Here is a 21,267-nt window from a genome sequence, read left to right as displayed (position 1 = left end):
GTTGAAATAAGAAAGCCAAGGAAGCCAGGAAGCATTGTCATGATTCAAGTCATCAGCGCAGGGATTATCAGCTTCCTCGTCGCAATCTTTACCACCCCCGTGCTCATTCGGTACTTCCACCGGAGGGCCATGGGCCAGGAGATTCGCGAGGACGGCCCCCAGTCCCATGCGCGGAAGCGCGGCACGCCGACGATGGGCGGTATTGCCATCTTGGTGGCGATCACGGTCAGCTACATTGCAAGCTCCGTGATCGCGCTGGTGACCGGCCACGAGGCGTTCACGGCCACCGGCTTGATCGTGTTGGGCCTGACGCTCGCGCTCGGGCTCGTTGGCTTTGCCGACGACGGCATCAAGCTGTTCATGAAGCGCAACCTCGGCTTGAACAAGACCGCGAAGCTTGTCTCCCAACTCGCCATCGCGCTGGCCTTCGGCATCCTTGTCCTGCAGTTCCCGGACGACAACGGGCTCACCCCCGGCTCGACGGCGCTGAGCTTCGTGCGCGACATGGATACGCTCAATATCGCGGTTGGCGGGGGCATCATCGGCACCATCGTCTTCCTCGTGTTCATCTATATCCTGCTCGCGGCCTGGTCGAACGCGGTTAACCTCACCGACGGGCTGGACGGCTTGGCGGCAGGGACGACGGCGCTGGTGATGTCGGCGTACGTCACCATCACCTTCTGGCAGTTCCGCAACTCGTGTGCCCTGGAGGCCACGCCGGGGTGCTACTCGGTGCGCGACCCGCTTGATCTGGCCATCCTGGCGGCCGCCGGATTCGGTGCCTGCATCGGCTTCCTGTGGTGGAACGCCGCACCCGCGAAGATCTTCATGGGCGATACCGGCTCGCTCGCGCTCGGCGGCCTCGTCGCCGGGCTGTCGGTGACCTCGCGCACGGAATTGCTCATGGTCGTCGTCGGTGCGCTCTTCGTCATGGAGGCCGCCTCCGTGGTGATCCAGGTGGCTTCATTCAAGGCCACTGGCAAGCGTGTGTTCCGCATGGCACCCTTCCACCACCACTTTGAAAACGGCGGGTGGGCCGAGACCTCGGTGGTGATCCGCTTCTGGATCATCGCCGCGATGTCCGTCGCGATCGGCCTCGCCCTGTTCTACGGCGAGTGGCTCACGCAAAACGGGGTGAGCCTCTAATGGGCGCGCAGCTGCCAGTTGCCGCCCCTGTGTTGATCACCGGTGCCGGCGTGTCCGGGCTCGGCGCGGCGAAATTGCTCACTGATCTCGGTGTCGCGCACGCCGTCGCCGATGACAACGCCGCCGGCCGCACGGCACTGCACGAGGCGACCGGCTCGCCCACACTCACGGCCGAGGAAGCCGCGGAGCGCTTGGGTGAGTTTGGCTCCGTCGTCACCTCGCCGGGGTGGCGTCCGGACACCCCACTGCTCGTACGGGCCGCGGAGGCCGGGCTCGAAGTGATCGGCGATGTGGAGCTGTGCTTCCGCCTCGACCGCGCCGGTGTTTTCGGTGACCCGCGCGACTGGCTGGTGGTCACCGGCACGAATGGCAAAACCACCACTACCGGCATGCTTGCAGCCATCATGGAGCAGGTCGGCACAGCAACCGGCAAGCGGGCGCAGGCCTGCGGCAATATCGGGTTGGCTGTCGCCGACGCGCTCGTGGCCGAGCCGCGCGTGGATGTCCTCGTCGCGGAGCTGTCGAGCTTCCAACTGCATTGGTCGAGCCAGCTGGTGCCCGACGCGGGCGTGTTGCTCAACCTGGCTGATGACCATCTTGACTGGCATGGGTCTTTTGCGGGCTACGCGGCGTCGAAAAGCAAAGTGCTGCGCGCACGCAACGCGGTGGCGGGCATCGACGACGCGGAGGTTCGCGTGCTGGCGCGGGAGACCGGCCGCGACGACATCATCGGCTTTACCAACGGCGCGCCGGGCGAGGGCGAAGTCGGGGTGGACAACGGGCGAATCGTCGCGCGCAGGCACGGCACGCTTGTCGACGTCGCCTCCGCCACCGGCATCCAGCCGCCAGGTGCGGCTGGCGTGCTGGACGCGCTCGCCGCGTCCGCTGTAGCGCTGACCCAGGGCGCGACACCTGCGCAGATTCAGGCTGGGCTCGCCTCCTACCGGGTCGCCGACCACCGCGGCGCGGTGGTGCACACGGCGGGGGGCGTGGACTGGGTCGATAACTCGAAGGCCACGAACCCGCACGCCGCGCACTCCGCGCTCTCCGGCAGCACCGGCGCTGTGGTGTGGATCGCCGGTGGCCAGTTGAAGGGGGCGAGCGTGGACGAGCTGGTGCGCGAGCACGCCCCGCAGATGCGGGCGGTCGCATTGCTCGGCCAGGACCGTCAGCTGCTGCACGACGCTTTTGCGCGGCTGGCGCCGCAGGTGCCGGTCTTCGTCACCGACGAGACGGACCCGGAGCTCGCGATGCAGCAGGTCGTGGACTTTGCGGCGGCGCAGGCGCAGCCTGGGGACACCGTGCTGCTCGCGCCCGCCGCTGCAAGCCTGGACATGTATCCGGGGATGGCGGCGCGCGGCGAGGCCTTTCGCGCGGCGGCCGTGCGGGCGTGCCCACGTAATTGACAGGGGACACGGAGCCATATCGCGCGGGGAAGCGCCGTGCACCGTGTAGTCTCAAGTGGTACTTGATACTTTTTGGAGCCCCAGGCGAAAGGATGAGGCCATGACGGTCCCCCGCGAGCGACACTTTGCCGCACGATCGGCCCGCCCGCCGCGGCGGAACGAGCGCGCGCAGCGACCGGAATCGCGGCTGGGGGCCGCCTCGCGGCGGATCGAGGGCTTCCTCGACGCGCGCCCGCTCATCGACTACACGATGATCCGCAGCGTGATCTTCGTGCTCGCGGGCCTCGGCCTGGTCATGGTGCTGTCCTCATCGATGGCGGTGTCCTATTACGAGGCGGCGTCCCCCTGGAAAACCGCCGCGCGCCAGGGCTTCATGGTGCTCATGGGGCTGGTGGCCTTTCTGGCGGCGCTGAAGATGCCGCTGCGGTGGCTGCGCAGTATCAGCACGATCATGCTGGTGATTTCCTTTATCCTGCTCGTGTTGGTCCTGCCCTTCGGTACGGGCGCGGAAGAGGTGGGCTCGCAGTCCTGGCTTGCCTTAGGCCCACTGCGCGTGCAGCCCTCGGAGATGGTGCGATTGACCTATGCCATCTGGGGCGCCCAGGAGGTCGCGCGAAAAGGAGTGCGGCCGACAACTGACGGCGCGGGCCTTTTCTACTTGGTCGGCGTTGGCGGGTTCTTCCTCATCGTGGCGCAGAAGGACATGGGTATGGCCCTGTCGTTTGTGCTGATCATGGGTCTGATCATGTTCTTCGGCGGGGTGCACCGCTTGATGGTGGGCGTTTTGGGCGGCGCCGCGCTGCTGGTCTTGCTCATCACCTTCTTGAGCGGCGGCTTCCGCTCCGACCGCTTCCACGTCTACTTCGACGCGCTCTTCGGCAAGTTCGAGGACACCCGCGGCATCGCCTTCCAGTCCCACCAGGGCTTCTTATCGCTTGCCGACGGCGGCCTCTTCGGCGTCGGACTCGGCCAGTCGCGAGCCAAGTGGTTCTACCTGCCAGAGGCGAAGAATGACTTCATCTTCGCCATCATCGGCGAGGAGCTCGGCCTGTGGGGCGGCGCCCTGGTCATTGGCTTGTTCGCCGCGCTGGGCTACTTCGGCCTGCGCGCGGCCCGCCGCGCGGCGACGCAGGAACAGCGCATGATCGCGGCGTCGCTGACCGCCGCCGTGGTGGTGCAGGCGCTGATCAACATCAGCTACGTCGTGGGCCTTCTGCCGGTGACCGGCATCCAGCTGCCGATGATTTCTGCGGGCGGCTCTTCCGCTGTGGTGACCTTCGGCGCGATGGGCGTGCTCGCCTCGATCGCACGCCACGAGCCGGACGCGGTCTCTGCAATGCAGAACTACGGACGCCCGCGCTTCGACCGTGTCTTCCGGATCGCGGAGCCGCAACCGGTCGTGGCCGGGGGCGCACGCACTGCGAAGGCCGCGCCACAGCCGGCACGGGCTCCGCAGAAGCAGCGCGTGCTGCGCGGTCGCCGGGTAGTTCGCCAGGACGAGCGCGAGGCCCGCTTCGGCACGCCGGTGACAGCGCGGGAGACGCGTTCGGCGAGTACTCCGGGGCACACACGAGTTGCGCGCCCGGACCGCACGGGTGGCGGCGTGCATGGGGCAACGGGGCGTCGGCAAGCGTACGCTCCTCGGTCGCGGCAGCGCCCGCGCTACGATGAACCGCGGAACCGCCGCGCAGGCTAGAAAGGCTTAAAAGGACAACGCATGAGTGAGGCACACGAGCAGCTGTCGGTCGTGGTGGCTGGCGGCGGCACCGCCGGGCACATCGAGCCGGCGCTGGCCGTCGGGGAGGTGCTGCGCGATTCCTACGGCGCGCACGTGGTCGCGCTCGGCACTGAGCGTGGGCTCGAGACCACAATCGTCCCGGCCCGCGGCTTCGAACTCGCACTGATCGACCCGGTTCCGATCCCGCGCAAGAAGCCGCTGCAGCTGCTCAAGGTACCCTCGCGGCTGCGCCGGGCGGTCTCGCAGGCGCGGGCAGCGATGCAGCAGGCGGACGCAGACGTGGTCTTCGGCACTGGTGGCTACGTTGCCGCGCCCGCCTACCTGGCTGCAAAGCGGCTCGGGCTGCCGTTTTTCGTGCTGGAGACCAACGCGCTGGCCGGCATGGCCAACAAGCTCGGCGTGCGCCTCGGCGGTATCGGGCTCAACGCGGTGCCGAACTCCGGGATGGCGGGCGATGTCGTCGGCATCCCGGTGCGCCCTGGTGTGGGCGTGGATCCGGACGGGGCGAAGGCCGAGCGCGGGTACAAGATGTGGAACCTCGACCCGGAGAAGAAGACGGTGCTGGTCACCGGCGGCTCGCAGGGCGCGGTGAGCATTAACTCGGCGCTTGGCGGCGCGGTTGAGCGCATCACCGCCGCGGGCTTCCAGGTCCTGCACGCCTACGGGCACAAGAACGACGCCCCGGCGACGCATGCGGGCTACACCGCCGTGCCATACATCGACGACATGGAGGCCGCCTACGCGGTTGCTGACCTCGTGGTGTGCCGCTCGGGCGCGATGACGGTGGCGGAGAACTCATCGGCCGGCCTGCCTGCGATCTACGTGCCGTTGCCGCACGGCAACGGCGAACAGGGGCTCAACTCCGCCCACCTCGTCGCGACCGGCGCCGCGGTGCGTATCGACGACGCGCAGCTTAGCCCCGACGCCCTCGTCGCAGAAATCACCGCCATTCTGGGCGACGAGGCACGCTACGCCGAGATGCGCGACGCGCTGGTCACCTCGGGGGCGGGCAACGTCGCCGAGGAACTCGCGCGCCGCGTCGTTGGCATTGCGGCCCGCAGCCACCACGAGTAGCCACCCCGCCCGATTCTTTGTTGCTAAAAGGAGCACAACCATGACGCAGACCATTGATCTTTCCCGCGTGCACCTCATCGGCATCGGCGGCGCCGGCATGTCTGGCGTCGCCCATATCCTGCTCGACCGGGGCGCGGTGGTGACTGGCTCCGACGCCAAGGACTCCCGGCCGGTGCGCGCACTGCAAACGCAGGGCGCGAAGGTCGCCATCGGGCACGCGAAGGAAAACCTCACGCTTTCTGGCCAGCTGCCCACCGTGGTCGTGACCAGCTTCGCGGCGATCCCGAAGGATAACCCGGAACTTGTGGCAGCTGCCGAGGCGGGCATCCCGGTCATTCGCCGCTCGGACCTGCTTGGCGAGCTCATGGAGGGCTACACCCAGGTACTGCTCGCCGGCACGCACGGCAAGACGTCGACGACGTCGATGGCCGTCGTCGCCTTGCAGGCCGCTGGTCTGGACCCGTCTTTCGCCATCGGCGGCCAGCTCAACCGCGCAGGCACGAACGCGCACCACGGCGCGGGCGAGATCTTCGTGGCAGAGGCGGACGAGTCCGACGCCTCGCTCCTTCGCTACAAGCCAGACGTGGCCGTGATTACCAACATCGAGCCGGACCACCTCGACTTCTTCGGCACCCACGAGGCGTACTTCAAGGTCTTCGATGACTTCGCAGACCGCATCCAGCCCGGCGGCCACCTCGTGGTCTGCCTCGACGATGAGTTTGCTGCCCGCTGCGGCGAGCGTGCCATCGCACGCGGGGTGAACGTGCTCGGCTACGGCACGGCCGCCGCAGCTGCGCGCCACCCTGTGGTGCCGGCCGGTGCCGTCATCACCAACGAGGAGGTTGACGGTTCCTACGTCAACACCACCGTCGAGCTGCACCTGCCCGATGCTGCGCCGCACAAGGCTCACTACCGTCTGACCGTGCCGGGGCGCCACATGGTGCTTAACTCTGCCGCCGCGATGCTCGCCGGCGTGCTGGTCGGCGCGAGCGCGGCAAAGCTGGGGGAGGGCCTGAGTGATTTCACGGGTGTGCGCCGCCGTTTCGAGTTCACGGGCCAGGTCGAATCGGGCCCCTACGAGGGCGTTCGTGTCTACGACGATTATGCGCACCACCCAACGGAGGTGAGCGCCGTGCTCACCGCCGCCCGCGACAAGGTGGTTTCTGAGGGCAAGGGAGCCCGTGTGGTCGTGTGCTTCCAGCCGCACCTGTTCTCCCGCACCGAGGCCTTCGCCGAGGAGTTTGCCCGCGCCCTTTCGCTTGCCGACGCCTGCGTCATCCTCGATATCTACGGCGCCCGCGAAACCCCCGTCGAGGGCGTGACCTCGCGCATCATCACCGACCGCATGGACGAGGACACGCTCGTCCGCCTGGAGCCGGACTTCTCTGCCGCGCCGCGGACGGTCGCCGCAGTCACGCAGCCGGGCGACCTCGTGCTCACGATGGGCGCGGGCACGGTGACGATGCTCGCTCCGGAGATCCTGGCGCAGCTGCGCGAGCAGACGGAGGCGTAAATGTCCACCGTTATCGGCAGGCCAGACGACGAGACCCCGAAGGGCACGCCTGAGCAGGAGCCCGAGCCGGACACCGCACCGGAAACCGCACCGGAAACCGAAGGCACAGAGCCTGACATCGAGGAAGAGCCCGCTGAGCCAGAGCCGGAGCCGGAACCCGAAGAACCCGCGGAGCCCGAAGAACCCGAGCCTGCGTCCGAGCCCGAAAAACCCCAGCCTGAGCCGGAACCGGCGGCGGAGCGTCGAGAAGCGCCCGCGCCCGACCCGGAGGAGCGCAAGCGCGCGCGGCGTCGCACCGTCGCCTCGGTAGGCGCGTCCCTGCTTGTGCTGGCGGCCATTGGCGCGGCGATGCCGTTTACGCCGATGATGCCGGTGCACGGGGTCAACGTGGATGGCAACGCCGCGCTGACGCCGGAAGAGGTTGAGGAGCTGACCGGGATTGCCCCGGAGACTCCGATTGGGCGTGTCGATGTGCGGGCCGCGGCGGAGGGCGTAGCCGGAAACCCGTGGGTGAAGTCGGCGACGGTCAAACGCGACTGGCCGAGCGCTATCCAGGTGGACGTGGAGGAGTACACCGCGGTGGCTTTCGTCGCGCTGGATGATGGCACGCACTTGATCGACGCTGAAGGCAAGGACTTCCTTGTGGCGGACCCGCCGCCGGGCGCAATGGAGCTCGTTGGCCCCGGGATCGAGGATGAGGAGGGGAAGCGGGCTGCGGTGGAGATCGCGGCGTCGATAAGCGAGAAAGCCCGCGGGCAGGTCGAGGCGCTGGATGCGCGCGGCCCCTACGAGTATGTGCTGCGGCTGCGCGAGGGGCGCACCGTGGTGTGGGGTGCAGCGGAAGATAACGCGAACAAGGCGCTGGCGCTGGAGTCGGTGCTGCAGATGGAGGGGACGGAGTTTAATATTTCGAACCCGGAGTTGGTCACTTCCCGCTAAAAGCCCAGGTCAAAACTCTAAAGTAGAGGTTGAGGGTAGTGACACGCCGGGGGAGAACACAAAAATCTGCAACGCGTCGTTCATGATGGATGGCGTTACTGACTAATCCATAAGACTCTCTGAAAGGCGAGACCTCACATCATGACCTCTCCCGCGAACTACCTCGCCATGATCCGCGTCGTCGGTGTCGGCGGCGGTGGCGTAAACGCCGTCAACCGCATGATCGAAGAAGGGTTGAAGGGCGTCGAGTTCGTCGCTATCAACACCGACTCCCAGGCGCTGCTGTTTACCGACGCAGACACCAAGCTCGATATCGGCCGCGAGGCCACCCGCGGCCTCGGTGCCGGCGCAAACCCCGAGGTGGGGCGCACCTCCGCCGAGGACCACAAGCAGGAGATCGAGGAATCGCTCAAGGGCTCCGACATGGTCTTCGTCACCGCAGGCGAGGGCGGCGGCACCGGCACCGGCGCGGCCCCGGTTGTCGCGGGCATTGCGAAGAAGATGGGCGCGCTGACCATTGGCGTGGTCACCCGCCCGTTCACCTTCGAGGGCAAGCGCCGTACCCGCCAGGCGCTCGAGGGCATTGAGCAGCTCAAGCAGGTCTGCGACACCGTCATCGTCATCCCGAACGACCGCCTGCTGCAGCTGGGTGACGCGGAGCTGTCCATGATGGACGCCTTCCGCGCCGCCGATGAGGTGCTGTACAACGGTGTGCAGGGTATTACCAACCTGATTACCATCCCGGGCGTGATCAACGTCGACTTCGCCGACGTCCGCTCCGTCATGGCCGATGCCGGCTCCGCGCTGATGGGCGTGGGTTCCGCCAGCGGCGAGGGCCGCGTGATGTCGGCGACCGAGCAGGCGATAAATTCGCCGCTGCTCGAGGCCACCATGGAGGGCGCGAAGGGCGTGCTGCTTTCGGTCGCCGGTGGCTCCGACCTGGGCATCATGGAGGTCAACACCGCCGCCTCGATCGTGCAGGAGAAGGCCGACGAGGACGCCAACATCATCTTCGGCACCATCATCGATGACAACCTGGGCGACGAGGTCCGCGTGACCATCATCGCCACCGGTTTCGACGAGGCGGCCAACGTGCGCCCCGACGCCGCGCAGGCAACCGAGCAGGCGCAGGTCGAGCAGGCCCCGCGCGCCTCGCTTTTCGACGATCGCGCGTCCCAGGCTGCAGCCCCCGCCCCGGAGCGCGAGCCCGCGCACCGCGAAGAGGTCGCGCCGCGTGAGGAGCGCGCCCCGCGCCACAGCTACGATTCGCAGCGCGGCGGGCTGTTCACCAGCACCGAGCGCTCGAACTTTGGGCGCCAGGAGGAGCGCCGCGACGAGCGCGACGGCGGCGATGACGATTTCGATATCGACGTGCCGGACTTCCTCCGCTAGGCAGACGCGCTAGCCTGAAGGGCATGGAAAACCTTTCTTCACGCCCCGTCCGCATGGTGTTTACCTCCCGTGCGGGCGGGGCTTCGGCGTCCCCGTACGACAGCTTCAACCTGGCCGAACACGTCGGTGACGACCCGGCCGCCGTGCGCGCCAACCGCGAGCGCCTCGCCGGGATCCTCGGTCTGCCCGCAGAAAGCTTCGTGTGGATGGAGCAGCTGCACACCAACACCGTGACCGTCGTCGACGGGCCGCAGGCGGAACCGGTGCCCGCCACCGACGCCCTGGTGACGACCCAGGTGGGCCTTGCGCTGTGCGTCCTGGTGGCCGATTGCACGCCGGTGCTGCTCAGCGACCACGCGGCCGGCGTGATCGGCGCCGTGCACGCGGGCCGGATGGGCGCGCGCAACGGGATCGTCACGCGCACCGTGGCGCAGATGGTCAAGCTCGGGGCGAAGCCGGCAAATATTCAGGCGCTGCTGGGGCCTGCGGCAGCGGGCGAATCCTACGAGGTTCCCGCAGCAATGGCCGCCGATGTCGAGGCGCACCTGCCCGGCTCCGCCACCACGACGGCCAAGGGCACACCAGGCCTCGACATCCGGGCCGGTATCGTGCGCCAGCTAATGTCCGTGGGCGTGACCCACATCGACGCGGACCCGCGCGACACGATTACCGACGAAGCATTCTTCTCGCACCGCCGCGAGGGCACAACCGGCCGGCAGGCGGGCGTGATCTGGTTGACGGGAGCAAAGTAAATGTCAGAACTCAGCGTTGCACAGCTGCGGGAGAACCTGGCGGCCGTGCGCGAGCGCATCCAGGCCGCGGAGCGCGCCGCAGGGCGTGCGCCCGGCAGCGTACAGCTCTTGCCGGTGACGAAGTTCCACGACGTGAGCGTCATCCGTGCGCTCGCCGAAAGTGGCGTGACCCTGGTGGGGGAGAACCGCGAGCAAGAGGCCCGCGCGAAGGCGGAGGCACTGCACACCGACGAGGTCGACTGCGGCATCGCCATGATCGGCCAGATCCAGTCGAAGAAGGCCAACGCCGTTGCGCGCTGGGCTTCTGAGGTGCACTCGCTCGACTCGGTGAAGCTGGCCCGCGGCCTCGACCGCGGCATGGCGCTCGCGCTCGAACGCGGCGACCGCCACGTCGACGGCTTGCCGTGCCTGCTGCAGGTCTCTGCCGACGGCGATACCAGCCGCGGTGGGGTCCCGCTCGATGAGCTCGATGCGCTTGTCGACGCCACCGAACAGGCCACCCACCTCATCCTCGACGGCCTGATGGTGGTCCCTCCGCTCGACGCCGACCCGGCTGCCGTCTTCGCCAAGATCCGCGAGCACACCGACCGGCTGTCGGCGCAACTGGGACGCCCCCTGCGCTTCTCGGCCGGCATGTCGGGCGACTTCGAGCTGGCGATTGCACATGGCTCGGATGTCGTGCGTGTCGGAACCGCGGTGTGCGGACCGCGCCCCGTAGGCTAAGCGCGAACCCGTAAATTACATGCTCTGTATTCTCCCACCCTCGGCGGCAGCGCCGGGAGCTGGGAAAATGGCAGTACTTGCGGTTGACCTTCACGGCAGCATAACCAGCACTTGTACCCCCTGTTTCAAAGGAGCACGACTCATGTCCATCATTGAAAGCGCGCGCGAATTCCTCGGCTTCGGCCCCTACGAGAACGACGCGTACTACGACGACGAGTACGACAACGACGTGGACGAGCGTGCCGCCCGCGGCGAGCACACCCGCGCCCGCCACGACGTGCGCGGCGAGCGTTACTCTGCCGCCCGCGCCGCCGACTACGCACAGACGCCTGCGTCCCGCCCGAACCCGAGCGTGGTCGTGCCTTTGCTGCACTCCTACCGCGACGCGAAGCAGGTTGGGGAGCCCTTCCGCAACGGCGACATCGTCATCATGGACCTGACCAACATGAAGAAGATCGACGCCAAGGCGTACATCGACTTCGCCTCCGGTATGTGCATGGCGCTGTTCGGCCAGATGCACAACCTCAGCCGCGGCCTGGACGTTGACCGCCGCGTGTTCGCCATCGTGCCGCAGGACGCGGACGTGACCGTACGCGAGCTGCAGCGCGAAGCGCACCTGATTTAGCAGGTAGGTTAAGGTAGCTGCGTGGCACTTTTTGGAGCAATACTCTACGCACTTGTGGGGCTGTACTCACTCGTGTTGATCATTCGCTTGATCATCGAGATGATCGAGTCCTTCTCCCGGCGGTTCACCCCGCCGCACTGGTTCATGGTGGCCGGGGAATTCTGCTTCCGGCTCACTGACCCACCGGTCAAAGCCGTGCGTCGGATGATCCCGCCGTTGCGCGCCGGCAACGGGATCGGTATTGACGTGAGCGTGATCGTCCTGTTTATCGCGCTGCAGGTCATCCAGATTATCGTTGCGCGCACGATGCTGTCGTAGACGTTTCGTCGAGAAGCGAAATCAGGCCCCTCAATTTGAGGGGCATTTTTGCGCGATTTTTCAGACTTTTTCACGGTTTTCGCGGTGCGTACGCCCCCGTGGGGTGCGCAGATGTGTATAAATGGATTGGCCGGACATGGCGAGGTTCGCTGTATCGGCTAGACTCGACCAGTACAAGCGTTACAAATTATTAGAAACACGGATTACTTTCCCGTAACGTGGGGAGCAATCTTGTGCCCGAGGTTCGGGTACGTCACTGACTTCGAAGGGAACGCCCATGCCGCTGACTCCAGCAGACGTGCACAATGTCGCATTCAGTAAGCCGCCGATTGGTAAGCGCGGCTACAACGAGGATGAGGTCGACCAGTTCCTGGACCTCGTCGAGGATACGCTGGCGCAACTGCAGGACGAGAACGATGACCTGCGCTCCCGCGTCGATGAACTCTCCTCCGGCTCCGCCGCAAAGGCTGCCCCGGCGGCAGCGGCTGCAACCTCCGGCGCCGATGAGGCAGCCGTGCGTAAGCAGGTTGAGCAGGAGCTGCGCGCTGAGTACGAGCAGAAGCTGCGCGAGGCAAAGCAGTCCCTGGACAAGGCAGAGGCCGAGGCTCGCACCGCGAAGAGCGAGGCTGAGAAGGCACGCAAGCAGGCAGAGGCTGCCTCCCAGGACGCAGACAAGCGCGTCGCAGAGGCCCGCAAGGCGGCAGAGCGCTCCGAGGGCTCTTCCGTCGCCGCTGCTGCCGCTCCGGCTGCCGCAGCCTCCGCAGCGTCTTCCGAGGCGGCGTCGGCAGACACGCACGTGCAGGCAGCCAAGGTGCTTGGCCTGGCCCAGGAGATGGCGGATCGCCTGACCAACGACGCGCAGGCAGAGGCGCGCTCCATGCTCGACGAGGCACGCGGTGCCGCAGAGCGTCAGCTGTCTGACGCGGACAGCAAGGCGAAGAAGCAGCTGGCAGACGCCGAGACCCGTTCCCGCACCCAGCTCGAGGAAGCGAAGAAGAAGGCCGAGGAGACCACGACCTCCGCGGAGTCTCGCGCGCAGCAGCTGGTATCCGAGGCGCAGCGCAAGGCCGAGGAGACCACCAACGAGGCCAACTCCCGCGCCGAGGCGCAGATCCGCCAGGCAGAGGAGCAGGCGCAGAAGCTGCAGGCCGATGCGGAGCGCAAGCACACCGAGATCATGAACACGGTGAAGCAGCAGCAGACGGCGCTGGAGAACCGTATCGCCGAGCTGCGTACCTTCGAGCGCGAGTACCGCACCCGCCTGAAGACCCTGCTGCAGTCCCAGCTCGAGGAGCTGGAGACCCGCGGCACCTCCGCCCCGAGCGGCGACGCAGGCAACAAGTAAGCCCGCACCCGCTTTACGCCCCGTCACCCCTGCCGATTGTGCGCAGGCGGTGGCGGGGCGTCGTTGCGTCGTGGTGTGCGTTATACTGGCGGGGCACAATTTTTGGCGCACGTGTTGATCCGGCCATCACCGGGGAGCGTTTCCGGAAGAACCCCGCACGCGAGTGTCGCGCGGCAAGTAGAACCGGACGTTACAACCTATAGGGGAAGACGTTACTTCCTTCACCACAAATGAAGCGGGAGCGGGCAAACGCCGGCTCCAAGCAGGGTGGTACCGCGCGGTTGCCCGCGTCCCTGCACGAGCAGTGTGTGGAGGATGCATATGACCGAGGTTGGTGGCGTGTACCCTAAGGTGGACATGACCGGCGGCAGCAGCCGTTTCCCCGATATGGAACGCGTCGTGCTGGACTATTGGAACGCCGACGGTACCTTCCAGGCATCGTTGGATAACCGCGCGGACGCAGAAGAATACGTATTCAATGACGGCCCGCCGTTCGCCAACGGCCTGCCGCACTACGGGCACCTCCTGACCGGCTACGTCAAAGACATCGTGCCGCGTTACCGCACCCAGGCCGGCTACTTTGTCCCGCGCGTGTTCGGCTGGGACTGCCACGGCCTGCCCGCCGAGCTGGAGGCAGAAAAGCAGCTGGGTATCAAGGACAAGGCGGAGATCGAGGACATGGGCCTCGAGCGTTTCAACGAGTACTGCGCTAAGTCGGTGATGCACTACGCCGACGAGTGGGAGGACTACGTTACCCGCCAGGCCCGCTGGGTGGATTTCAAGAACGGCTACAAGACGATGGACCCGGAGTACATGGAGTCCGTCATGTGGGCGTTTAAGAAGCTTTATGACAAGGGCCTGATCTACCAGGGCTTCCGCGTGCTGCCGTACTCGTGGGCGGAGCACACCCCGCTGTCGAACCAGGAGACCCGCCTGGACGATTCCTACCGCGAGCGCCAGGACCCCACAGTGACGGTGACCCTGCCGTTTACCGGCGCGCGCGAGGGCTTCGCCGCCGCGCAGACGTGGGAGGCGCACCCCGAACTTCACGACGCCGCCGCGATCGCCTGGACCACCACCCCCTGGACCTTGCCGTCGAACCTTGCGCTGGCAGTTCACCCGGAGGTCGAGTACTCGCTGGTCCGCGTCGCCGAGGACGGCGTCGACGGGTTTGTCGGCCAGAAGCTGCTGCTGGCCACCGACCTGATGGGCGCATACGCCAAGGAGCTGGGCACCGATCCGGAGATCGTTGCGACCTTTAGTGGCGCGCAGCTGGAGGGTCTGGAATACCAGCCGGTTTTCGAGCACTTCAAGGACACGAAGAACGCCTTCATGATCCTGCTGGCGGACTACGTCACCACCGAGGACGGCACGGGCGTGGTCCACCAGGCTCCCGCCTTTGGTGAGGACGATATGCTCACCACCGAAAAGTACGACATCGACCTGGTGATCCCGGTCGACGCCGACGGCAAGTTCACCACCCGGGTGCCCGAGTACGCCGGCAAGCTGGTCTTCGACGCTAACCGCGACATCATCCGCGACCTGAAGTCCGCGGGCCGCGTCGTGCGCGACCAGACGATCGTCCACTCCTACCCGCACTCTTGGCGCTCCGGCGAGCCGCTGATCTACATGGCGCTGCCCGCTTGGTTTGTCAAGGTCACCGACTTCCGCGACCGCATGGTGGAGCTGAACCAGCAGATCGATTGGATCCCTTCGCACATCCGCGACGGCCAGTTCGGCAAGTGGCTCGAGGGTGCCCGCGATTGGAACATCTCGCGCACCCGCTACTGGGGCTCCCCGGTGCCGGCGTGGGTCTCTGACAACCCGGAGTACCCGCGCGTTGACGTCTACGGTTCGCTCGACGAGCTGGAGCGCGACTTCGGCCGCCGGCCCGAGTCGCTGCACCGCCCGCACATCGACGAGCTGGTGCGCCCCAACCCGGACGACCCGACGGGCAAGTCCATGATGCGCCGCGTGCCGGACGTGCTGGACTGCTGGTTTGAGTCCGGCTCGATGCCGTTTGCGCAGTACCACTACCCGTTTGAAAACGTCGAGGAGCACGATGCGCGCCAGCCGGCGGACTTCATCGTGGAATACTCGGGGCAGTCCCGCGGCTGGTTCTACGTGCAGCACGTCCTGGCCACGGCGCTGTTTGACCGCCCGGCGTTTAAGAAGGTCGTCGCCCACGGCATTGTGCTGGGCAACGACGGGCTGAAGATGTCGAAGTCCAAGGGCAACTACCCGGACGTCAACGAGGTCTTCGACCGCGACGGCTCCGACGCGATGCGCTGGTTCCTCATGTCCAGCCCGATCCTGCGTGGCGGCAACCTGATCGTCACCGAGCAGGGCATCCGCGACGGCGTGCGCCAGGCACTGTTGCCGATCTGGAACGCGTACACCTTCCTGCAGCTCTACAGCTCGCACGAGGCTACGTGGTCGGTGGACTCCACCGACGTGCTGGACCGCTACATCCTGGCAAAGACACACGACGTGGTCGCCGCCGTCGACGCGGCGCTTGCCGATACCCGCATCGCGGATGCCTGCGACGAGGTCCGCCGTTTCGCCGACACCCTGACCAACTGGTACGTGCGCCGCTCCCGCGACCGCTTCTGGGAGGGGCAGGAGGCGCACCCGGAGGCCTTCAACACCCTGTACACGGTGCTGGAGATCCTGACCCGTGTGACCGCACCGCTGTTGCCGTACATCTCCGAGGTGATCTGGCGCGGCCTGACCGGCGGTCGCTCCGTGCACCTGACGGATTACCCGCGCGCAGAGCAGATCCCGGCGGACGCGCAGCTGGTAGCCACCATGGACGCCACCCGTGCAGTGTGCTCGGCGGCGTCGTCGGTGCGCAAGGCGCGGAAGCTGCGCAACCGCCTGCCGCTACCGAAGTTGACGGTCGCGCTGCCGGACGCTGGCAAGCTGTCGGAGTTCGCCTCCGTCATCCGCGACGAGGTCAACGTCAAGGACGTCGAGTTGACCGAGGATGTGGATTCGGCCGGGTCCTTCGAGGTCGTTGTCAACGCGAAGGTCGCAGGTCCCAAGCTGGGCCGCGACGTGCAGCGCGCCATCAAGAACGTCAAGGCCGGCAACTACGAGCGCCGCGGCGACGACGTGGTTGTCGACGGCGACATCGTGCTCACCCCGGAGCTCTACACCGAGCGCCTGGTCGCGGAGAACCCCGACAGCACCGCGCGCGTCGATGCAGACGGGGGCGTGGCCGGCCTGGTCGTGCTTGATACCGAGGTCACCGAGGAGCTCGAGGCCGAAGGCTGGGCCGCCGATGTGATCCGCGGCCTGCAGGACGCGCGCAAGCGCGAGGGCCTGGAGGTCTCCGACCGCATCTGCGTGACCCTTGCGGTTCCGGCGGAGAAGCAGGAGTGGGCGAAGCGCCACGCCGAGCACATCGCGGCCGAGACTCTGGCCACCTCCTTCGACGTGGTCACCGAACCGGTCGAGGGCCACGAGGTCATCGACGGTGTGACCGCGAAGGTGAGCAAGAACTAGCGCGGCTAAAACGGGTTGGTACCTTGAGCTCATGACACGCTGGGTGCTGCACATCGACATGGACGCCTTCTACGCGTCCTGCGAGCAGCTCACCCGCCCCACACTCAAGGGCCGCCCGGTGCTGGTCGCCGGCGTAAGCGGGCGCGGCGTGGTCGCCGGCGCGAGCTACGAGGCACGCAAATTCGGGGCGCGCTCCGCCATGCCCACGCACCGGGCCGCGCGGTTGGTCGGGCCGCAGGCGGTGCTCGTCGCCCCGCGTCGTGCCGTGTACAAGGCGGCCTCCCAACGCGTCTTCGAGGTCATCGGCCGCCACGTCGACGTGGTCGAGCAGTTGTCTATCGACGAGGCCTTCATGGAGCCCGCCGCGCTTTACGACGCCACGCCCACCCGCGTCCGCGAATGGGCCAACGAGCTGCGCGCGGAGATCAAAGCGGAGACCGGGCTGCCGAGCTCGATCGGCGCGGGAAGCGGCAAGCAGTACGCCAAGATCGGCTCCGGCCTGGCCAAACCCGATGGTGTGTTTGTGATCCCGTACGCCGAGCAGCTCGATATCTTGCACCCGCTGCCCGTCAACGAGCTGTGGGGCGTCGGCCCCGTGACCGAGGCGAAGCTCGCCGCAGCCGGGATTACTACGATTGGGGACTTTGCCGCGCTCAGCGAGAAGGAAGTCGACATCTCGCTCGGGGGAGTGGTGGGCAGGCAACTGTGGGAGCTCGCTCGCGGGATTGATGAGCGTCCCGTCGCCCCGCGCGCCGAGGCGAAGCAGATCTCCTCGGAGCACACCTACCCGCAGGACCTCACGACCGAGCCGGAGATGGATGCGGCGCTGGAGCGTGCAGCGGGCGAGTCGCACCGGCGGCTAATCCGTGCCGGGCGCGGCGCGAGGACGGTGACCGTGAAGCTGCGCATGGCCGATTTTCGCATCGAGTCCCGCTCGGCGACGCTGCCATACGCCACCGACGACGCCGAGACGCTACTGGCCACCGCCTTCAAACTGGTGCGCTACCCGGACGAGGTAGGTCCGGTGCGGCTGGTGGGGGTGTCCTATTCCGGGTTGGAAGACAGCCTTCAAGACGTGCTCTTCCCAGAGCTGGACCAGGCGATCGTGAAGCCAGCGCCGGCGAATACGGACTACGAGACAGGCGTGAGCGACCACGCCGCCAACGAAGCGATCGAGGTGACTACCGCCCAGGGCCCGGCGAAGGGGAAGTGGCAGGCCACCCAGGACGTCTATCACCCGGAGTTCGGCCACGGCTGGGTTCAGGGCGCGGGCAAGGGCTGGGTGACAGTGCGATTCGAAACGCGTGCGAGCGGCCCAGGACGGATCAAGAGCCTGCGCGAGGACGACGCGGAGCTTGTCCCCGCAGACCCTCTCGACTCTCTGGATTGGGGCGAGTGGCTCGGCGGGCGCGCGGACTAGGCACCTAGCAGTCGCGCCGGGTCTGTGCCGGTAGCGAGCGCGGTGACCAGCGCCATGCGCGCCTGTCCGGGCCGCAAAAAGCCCGCCGAGTACGCACCGAGGTCGGCGAGGGTCGCCCCGCCGCCTTCGCCGCCGTAGGCGAGTGAGACTTCACCGCGAGCAACGGCAGTCGAGATCACGACCTCGATGCCGCGCTCGAGCGCGCGGGCAAGCGCCTGCCCCATCGCCGTGGAGACGTTGCCGGAACCAAGGCCGGCAACGACGATGCCGTCGGGGCGCTGGTCAACGAGCGCGTCGGCAAGCTCGGAGTCTGCCCCGGGCCAGGCAGCGAGTACAGGGACGCGAGCCCCCGCCAGGGGCGCGGCCGCGACGGCAGCAGGCCGCGGCAGGGGCTCCGGCGAGGTCAGCGCGAAGGCGCGCAGCGCCTCGGTGTCGGCCTTGTACAGGCCACGCGCGGGCAGGGTGTCGCCGCCGAAGTGCACAAGCACGCCCCGGTCGCGCTGTGTGGGGTCGGCGGCCGCCGCGATTGCGCCTCGCAGGTTGGCCGGGCCGTCGGGGGCGTCGCTATCGGCAGGACGCTGGGCACCGGTCAGCACGACGGGGCGAGGATCGTCGTGGACGAGGTCGAGCGCGAGCGCGGTATCGGCCATGGAGTCGGTGCCGTGGGTAATCACGATGCCGGTGACGTGGGCGTCGGCAAGCGAGGCGCGCACGAGCTCACGCAGCATGTCGACCTCGGCCAGGGACATGGCGGAGGAATCGAGGCTGACCGCATCGGTGGTGCGCACGGGGGTGCGCACACCGGCGCGGGCAACCAGTGCGGCGCAGTCGAGCGTGGGGACGCGGGCGCCGCTGGCATCGGTGGTTGACGCGATGGTGCCACCGGTCGAGATGACAAGAACGAAGCTTTCCGTGGGGTCCATGACCTCAAGCGTGCCAGATGGTGTAGTTGGTGTGGGGCAACACGGGCGGTACGCTTGAGTGCAAGAAGAGCCCATACCAGAGGGTATGGCGCATGAGCTGCTGCAAGGAGAACCAGTGAACGCACACAAACTCGTCGCCGCCGTCGCCGCTGTAGGCATGAGCCTTACCCTGGCGGCCTGCTCCAACGATGATGCCGCCGAAAACGAGGGCACCAGCGCGAGCGAGCAGACCTCGGCGCAGCAGGCCGCACCGGTTGCCGAGCTGCCCAGTGCGGACGAGCTCAACGCGGTACTGGCGCGTGCCACCGACTCGAACCTGCCGATCGGCGAGCGCACCAACACTGTGCAGGGTGGGGAGACGGTGCCCGAGCTTTTCGACGTGATGGCGCAGTCCCAGCAGGAGTCCGGGGCCAACTTCCAGGTCGTCGACCCGATTCTGCCCGGCTATGGTCCGAATACCGTGCTGGCTACGGTGAACTTCACCCAGCCGGAGCAGCAGTCTTCCCAGCAGGCGGAAGACGTGGAATTCGTGTTTGAGGACGGCCAGTGGAAACTTTCCCAGGAGTGGGCCTGCACCCTGGTCAGCAACACGCTGCCGCCGGAGCAGCTGCCGCAGATGTGCCAGGCACCGGCCCCGGCAGACGCGCCTGCCGAAGCGCCGGCTGAAGCGCCGGCGGAGGCTCCGGACCCGGAGGGCGAGTACCAGGAGGCCCCGGCGCTGTAAGCCCGCGCTAGTCCGTCTCGTCGCGCCAGACTTCATCGGTCCACATCGTGGACAGGGTGAGGATCCTGGCGCGTTCGTCTTTCTTGCGGATGCGCTCGCGCCACTGGCGGCGCACCCACCTATCGTGGCTGGTAATCACAACGGTGCCGGCGAAGTCGAGCAGTGCGTGCTCGAGCTCTTCGGCAAGGGCGAGTGAGAGGTGGTTGGTGGGCTCGTCGAGAAGCAAAAGGTCCGGCGGGGAGGACAGAATGATGCCGAGCGAAACACGGCGGCGCTGGCCGAGCGAGAGGTCTTCGAGCTTCTTCTCCGACTGCACCTGCGTCATCAGACCCATCTCGACCAGGGGGGGGGCCGGTCTCGCCGGTGCGCGCCGCGAAGGCCTCCGCGGCGGTGACGCTTAAGTCCTGCCAGTCGTCGTCCTGCTCGAGGCGGGCGACCGAGTATTCCTCGGGGATGACGCACTCGCCTTCGAAGTCGGTGAGGGTGCCGTCGAGGATTTTCAGCAGGGTGGACTTGCCGGATCCGTTCGGGCCTTCGATGAGCAGCTGCTCGCCCGGCTGCACCTTGAGATCCAGCGGCGCAAGCCGCTCCGGCACCGCAAGCCCTGTGGTCACGATCGCCGGCACGCCTATCGACGTCGCCGTGTGCTCCGGCACCCCACGAAAGGCCAGGCGCGCAGGCGGGGCCGGGATTGCTTCGCGCTCGAGCGCCTCGAGGCGCAGTCGGGCCGAACGGCGTCGGTTGCCCACCGTTTTCGCCGCTTTGTCTGCGTAGAACTTCGCAGCCTTGCGGGTCTCCGTCTTGTTCTCGTGGGAGTGGAAGACGTCCTCTTCATCCTGCTCGGCCGCCTTTTCCAGGCGTGCCCGCTCGTGCTCCTGGGCGGCGTAGTCGCTCTCCCAGCGGCGGCGGCGGTCCTCGCGGGCTTTGAGGTAGTCGGAAAACGCGCCGGAGAAGCGCGCGCCCTGGCGGGTTTCTTCGCCGAAGCCGCCCTCGGAACCCAGGCCTAAGTCGAGGTCGACGATGCCGTCGCACACCGTGTCCAAGAAGTAGCGGTTGTGCGAGGCCACCAGCACCGGGCCCTTGAACGCCTCGAGCTCGCCGACGAGGAAGTCGACCGCCTCGTCGTCGAGGTGGTTGGTGGGCTCGTCGAGCACCATCGCGTCGATGGGCCGCAACAGGAGGGTCGCCAGGGCGAAGCGGCGGCGCTGCCCGCCGCTCATCTCGCCCAGCGGTGTCGACAACGGCACGTTGGCCAGGCCGAGGCCGGCGAGCACGGTGGCGATGCGCGCATCGAGTTCCCACACACCTGACTGCTCCGCGCGCGCGAGCGCGAGGTCGAAGTCCGCGGCGAGGGTGGCGTCACCCGCGCCTTCCTCGGTCGCCATCGCCTCGCCGAGGCGGGAGATGTCGGCTTCGACGTTGCGCAGTTCGGCCACGGCGGCGTCGATAAGCATGCTGGCGGGCTCGGTAAAGGGCAGGGAGGTTTCCTGGGCGATGAAGCCGGTGACCGGCGGGGTGATCAGCTCGCCGGTGTCTGGGACGAGCTCGCGGGAGATGACGGACAGCAAGGTGGATTTGCCCGCGCCGTTCTCGCCGATGAGTCCCGTGACCGAGCCGGAGGGGACGGCGAAGGAGATGTCGGTGAGCACGCGCTTGCCGCCGGGGTAGGAAAACGAGATGCCGTCAAGGCCGATGTGTAGCGGTGCAACCATGGGAAACCTC

At 67.2% G+C, this 21,267-nt stretch carries 16 protein-coding genes and 1 pseudogene; 15 read left to right on the top strand and 2 right to left on the bottom strand.

Features of this window, described 5'->3' with window-relative positions; translation table 11 throughout:
• The first annotated feature begins 39 nt into the window (after positions 1-39).
• From mraY to M3G14_RS01185, 14 genes are all read left to right on the top strand, one after another.
• Entirely contained in the window at positions 40-1,146 is a 1,107-nt protein-coding gene (mraY, locus tag M3G14_RS01250; protein ID WP_259924112.1) for a phospho-N-acetylmuramoyl-pentapeptide-transferase, read from the top strand.
• Positions 1,146-2,552: a UDP-N-acetylmuramoyl-L-alanine--D-glutamate ligase gene (murD, locus tag M3G14_RS01245; protein WP_259924110.1), complete on the top strand. Its 1,407-nt coding sequence runs from the start codon at positions 1,146-1,148 to the stop codon at positions 2,550-2,552. The genes mraY and murD overlap by 1 nt, the downstream gene beginning before the upstream one ends.
• A gap of 100 nt (positions 2,553-2,652) precedes the next feature.
• Complete coding sequence (locus M3G14_RS01240) at positions 2,653-4,248, top strand: FtsW/RodA/SpoVE family cell cycle protein (protein WP_259924108.1); 1,596 nt, start codon at positions 2,653-2,655, stop codon at positions 4,246-4,248.
• A 21-nt stretch (positions 4,249-4,269) separates the two neighbouring features.
• Positions 4,270-5,364, top strand: coding sequence for a glycosyltransferase (locus M3G14_RS01235; protein ID WP_259924106.1), 1,095 nt, complete (start codon positions 4,270-4,272; stop codon positions 5,362-5,364).
• Positions 5,365-5,404: 40 nt separating this feature from the next.
• Positions 5,405-6,877, top strand: coding sequence for a UDP-N-acetylmuramate--L-alanine ligase (gene murC / locus M3G14_RS01230; protein WP_259924104.1), 1,473 nt, complete (start codon positions 5,405-5,407; stop codon positions 6,875-6,877).
• A complete protein-coding gene (locus tag M3G14_RS01225) occupies positions 6,878-7,816 on the top strand; it encodes a cell division protein FtsQ/DivIB (protein ID WP_259924103.1) in 939 nt (312 codons plus the stop codon).
• A gap of 141 nt (positions 7,817-7,957) precedes the next feature.
• The gene (ftsZ, locus tag M3G14_RS01220; RefSeq protein WP_259924102.1) at positions 7,958-9,208 is read left to right on the top strand and encodes a cell division protein FtsZ; all 1,251 of its coding nucleotides are present in this window, start codon (positions 7,958-7,960) and stop codon (positions 9,206-9,208) included.
• A 23-nt stretch (positions 9,209-9,231) separates the two neighbouring features.
• Positions 9,232-9,960 (top strand): peptidoglycan editing factor PgeF, encoded by a 729-nt coding sequence (gene pgeF, locus M3G14_RS01215; protein ID WP_259924100.1) that lies wholly within the window; start codon positions 9,232-9,234, stop codon positions 9,958-9,960.
• Entirely contained in the window at positions 9,961-10,683 is a 723-nt protein-coding gene (locus M3G14_RS01210) for a YggS family pyridoxal phosphate-dependent enzyme (RefSeq protein WP_259924098.1), read from the top strand. It abuts the gene before it with no gap.
• A gap of 142 nt (positions 10,684-10,825) precedes the next feature.
• Positions 10,826-11,308, top strand: a complete 483-nt coding sequence (gene sepF / locus M3G14_RS01205) for a cell division protein SepF (RefSeq protein ID WP_259924096.1) — start codon at positions 10,826-10,828, stop codon at positions 11,306-11,308.
• A gap of 21 nt (positions 11,309-11,329) precedes the next feature.
• On the top strand, positions 11,330-11,626 hold the full coding sequence (locus tag M3G14_RS01200) for a YggT family protein (RefSeq protein WP_259924095.1): 297 nt from the start codon (positions 11,330-11,332) through the stop codon (positions 11,624-11,626).
• Between the two features lie 277 nt (positions 11,627-11,903).
• Positions 11,904-12,971: a DivIVA domain-containing protein gene (locus M3G14_RS01195; RefSeq protein WP_259924094.1), complete on the top strand. Its 1,068-nt coding sequence runs from the start codon at positions 11,904-11,906 to the stop codon at positions 12,969-12,971.
• A 321-nt stretch (positions 12,972-13,292) separates the two neighbouring features.
• A complete protein-coding gene (ileS, locus tag M3G14_RS01190) occupies positions 13,293-16,478 on the top strand; it encodes an isoleucine--tRNA ligase (protein ID WP_259924093.1) in 3,186 nt (1,061 codons plus the stop codon).
• Between the two features lie 31 nt (positions 16,479-16,509).
• Positions 16,510-17,898 carry a DNA polymerase IV gene (locus M3G14_RS01185; protein WP_259924092.1) on the top strand — a complete coding sequence of 463 codons (1,389 nt, stop codon included), beginning with the start codon at positions 16,510-16,512 and terminating at the stop codon, positions 17,896-17,898.
• Here the strand turns inward: M3G14_RS01185 and M3G14_RS01180 are convergent.
• Complete coding sequence (locus M3G14_RS01180) at positions 17,895-18,821, bottom strand: asparaginase (protein ID WP_259924091.1); 927 nt, start codon at positions 18,819-18,821, stop codon at positions 17,895-17,897. The two genes, M3G14_RS01185 and M3G14_RS01180, sit on opposite strands and share 4 nt — an antisense overlap.
• A 115-nt stretch (positions 18,822-18,936) precedes the next feature.
• Between M3G14_RS01180 and M3G14_RS01175 the strand changes: the two genes are divergently transcribed.
• The gene (locus M3G14_RS01175; RefSeq protein WP_259924090.1) at positions 18,937-19,545 is read left to right on the top strand and encodes a hypothetical protein; all 609 of its coding nucleotides are present in this window, start codon (positions 18,937-18,939) and stop codon (positions 19,543-19,545) included.
• A 7-nt stretch (positions 19,546-19,552) separates the two neighbouring features.
• Here the strand turns inward: M3G14_RS01175 and M3G14_RS01170 are convergent.
• Positions 19,553-21,257, bottom strand: a pseudogene (locus tag M3G14_RS01170) (ABC-F family ATP-binding cassette domain-containing protein).
• Between the last annotated feature and the right edge of the window lie 10 nt (positions 21,258-21,267).

It is taken from the genome of Corynebacterium sp. p3-SID1056 (assembly GCF_025152525.1).
Lineage (GTDB): Bacteria > Actinomycetota > Actinomycetes > Mycobacteriales > Mycobacteriaceae > Corynebacterium.
Note: the sequence above shows the minus strand (reverse complement) of the source record. Positions and strands in the feature narration are given on the sequence as shown.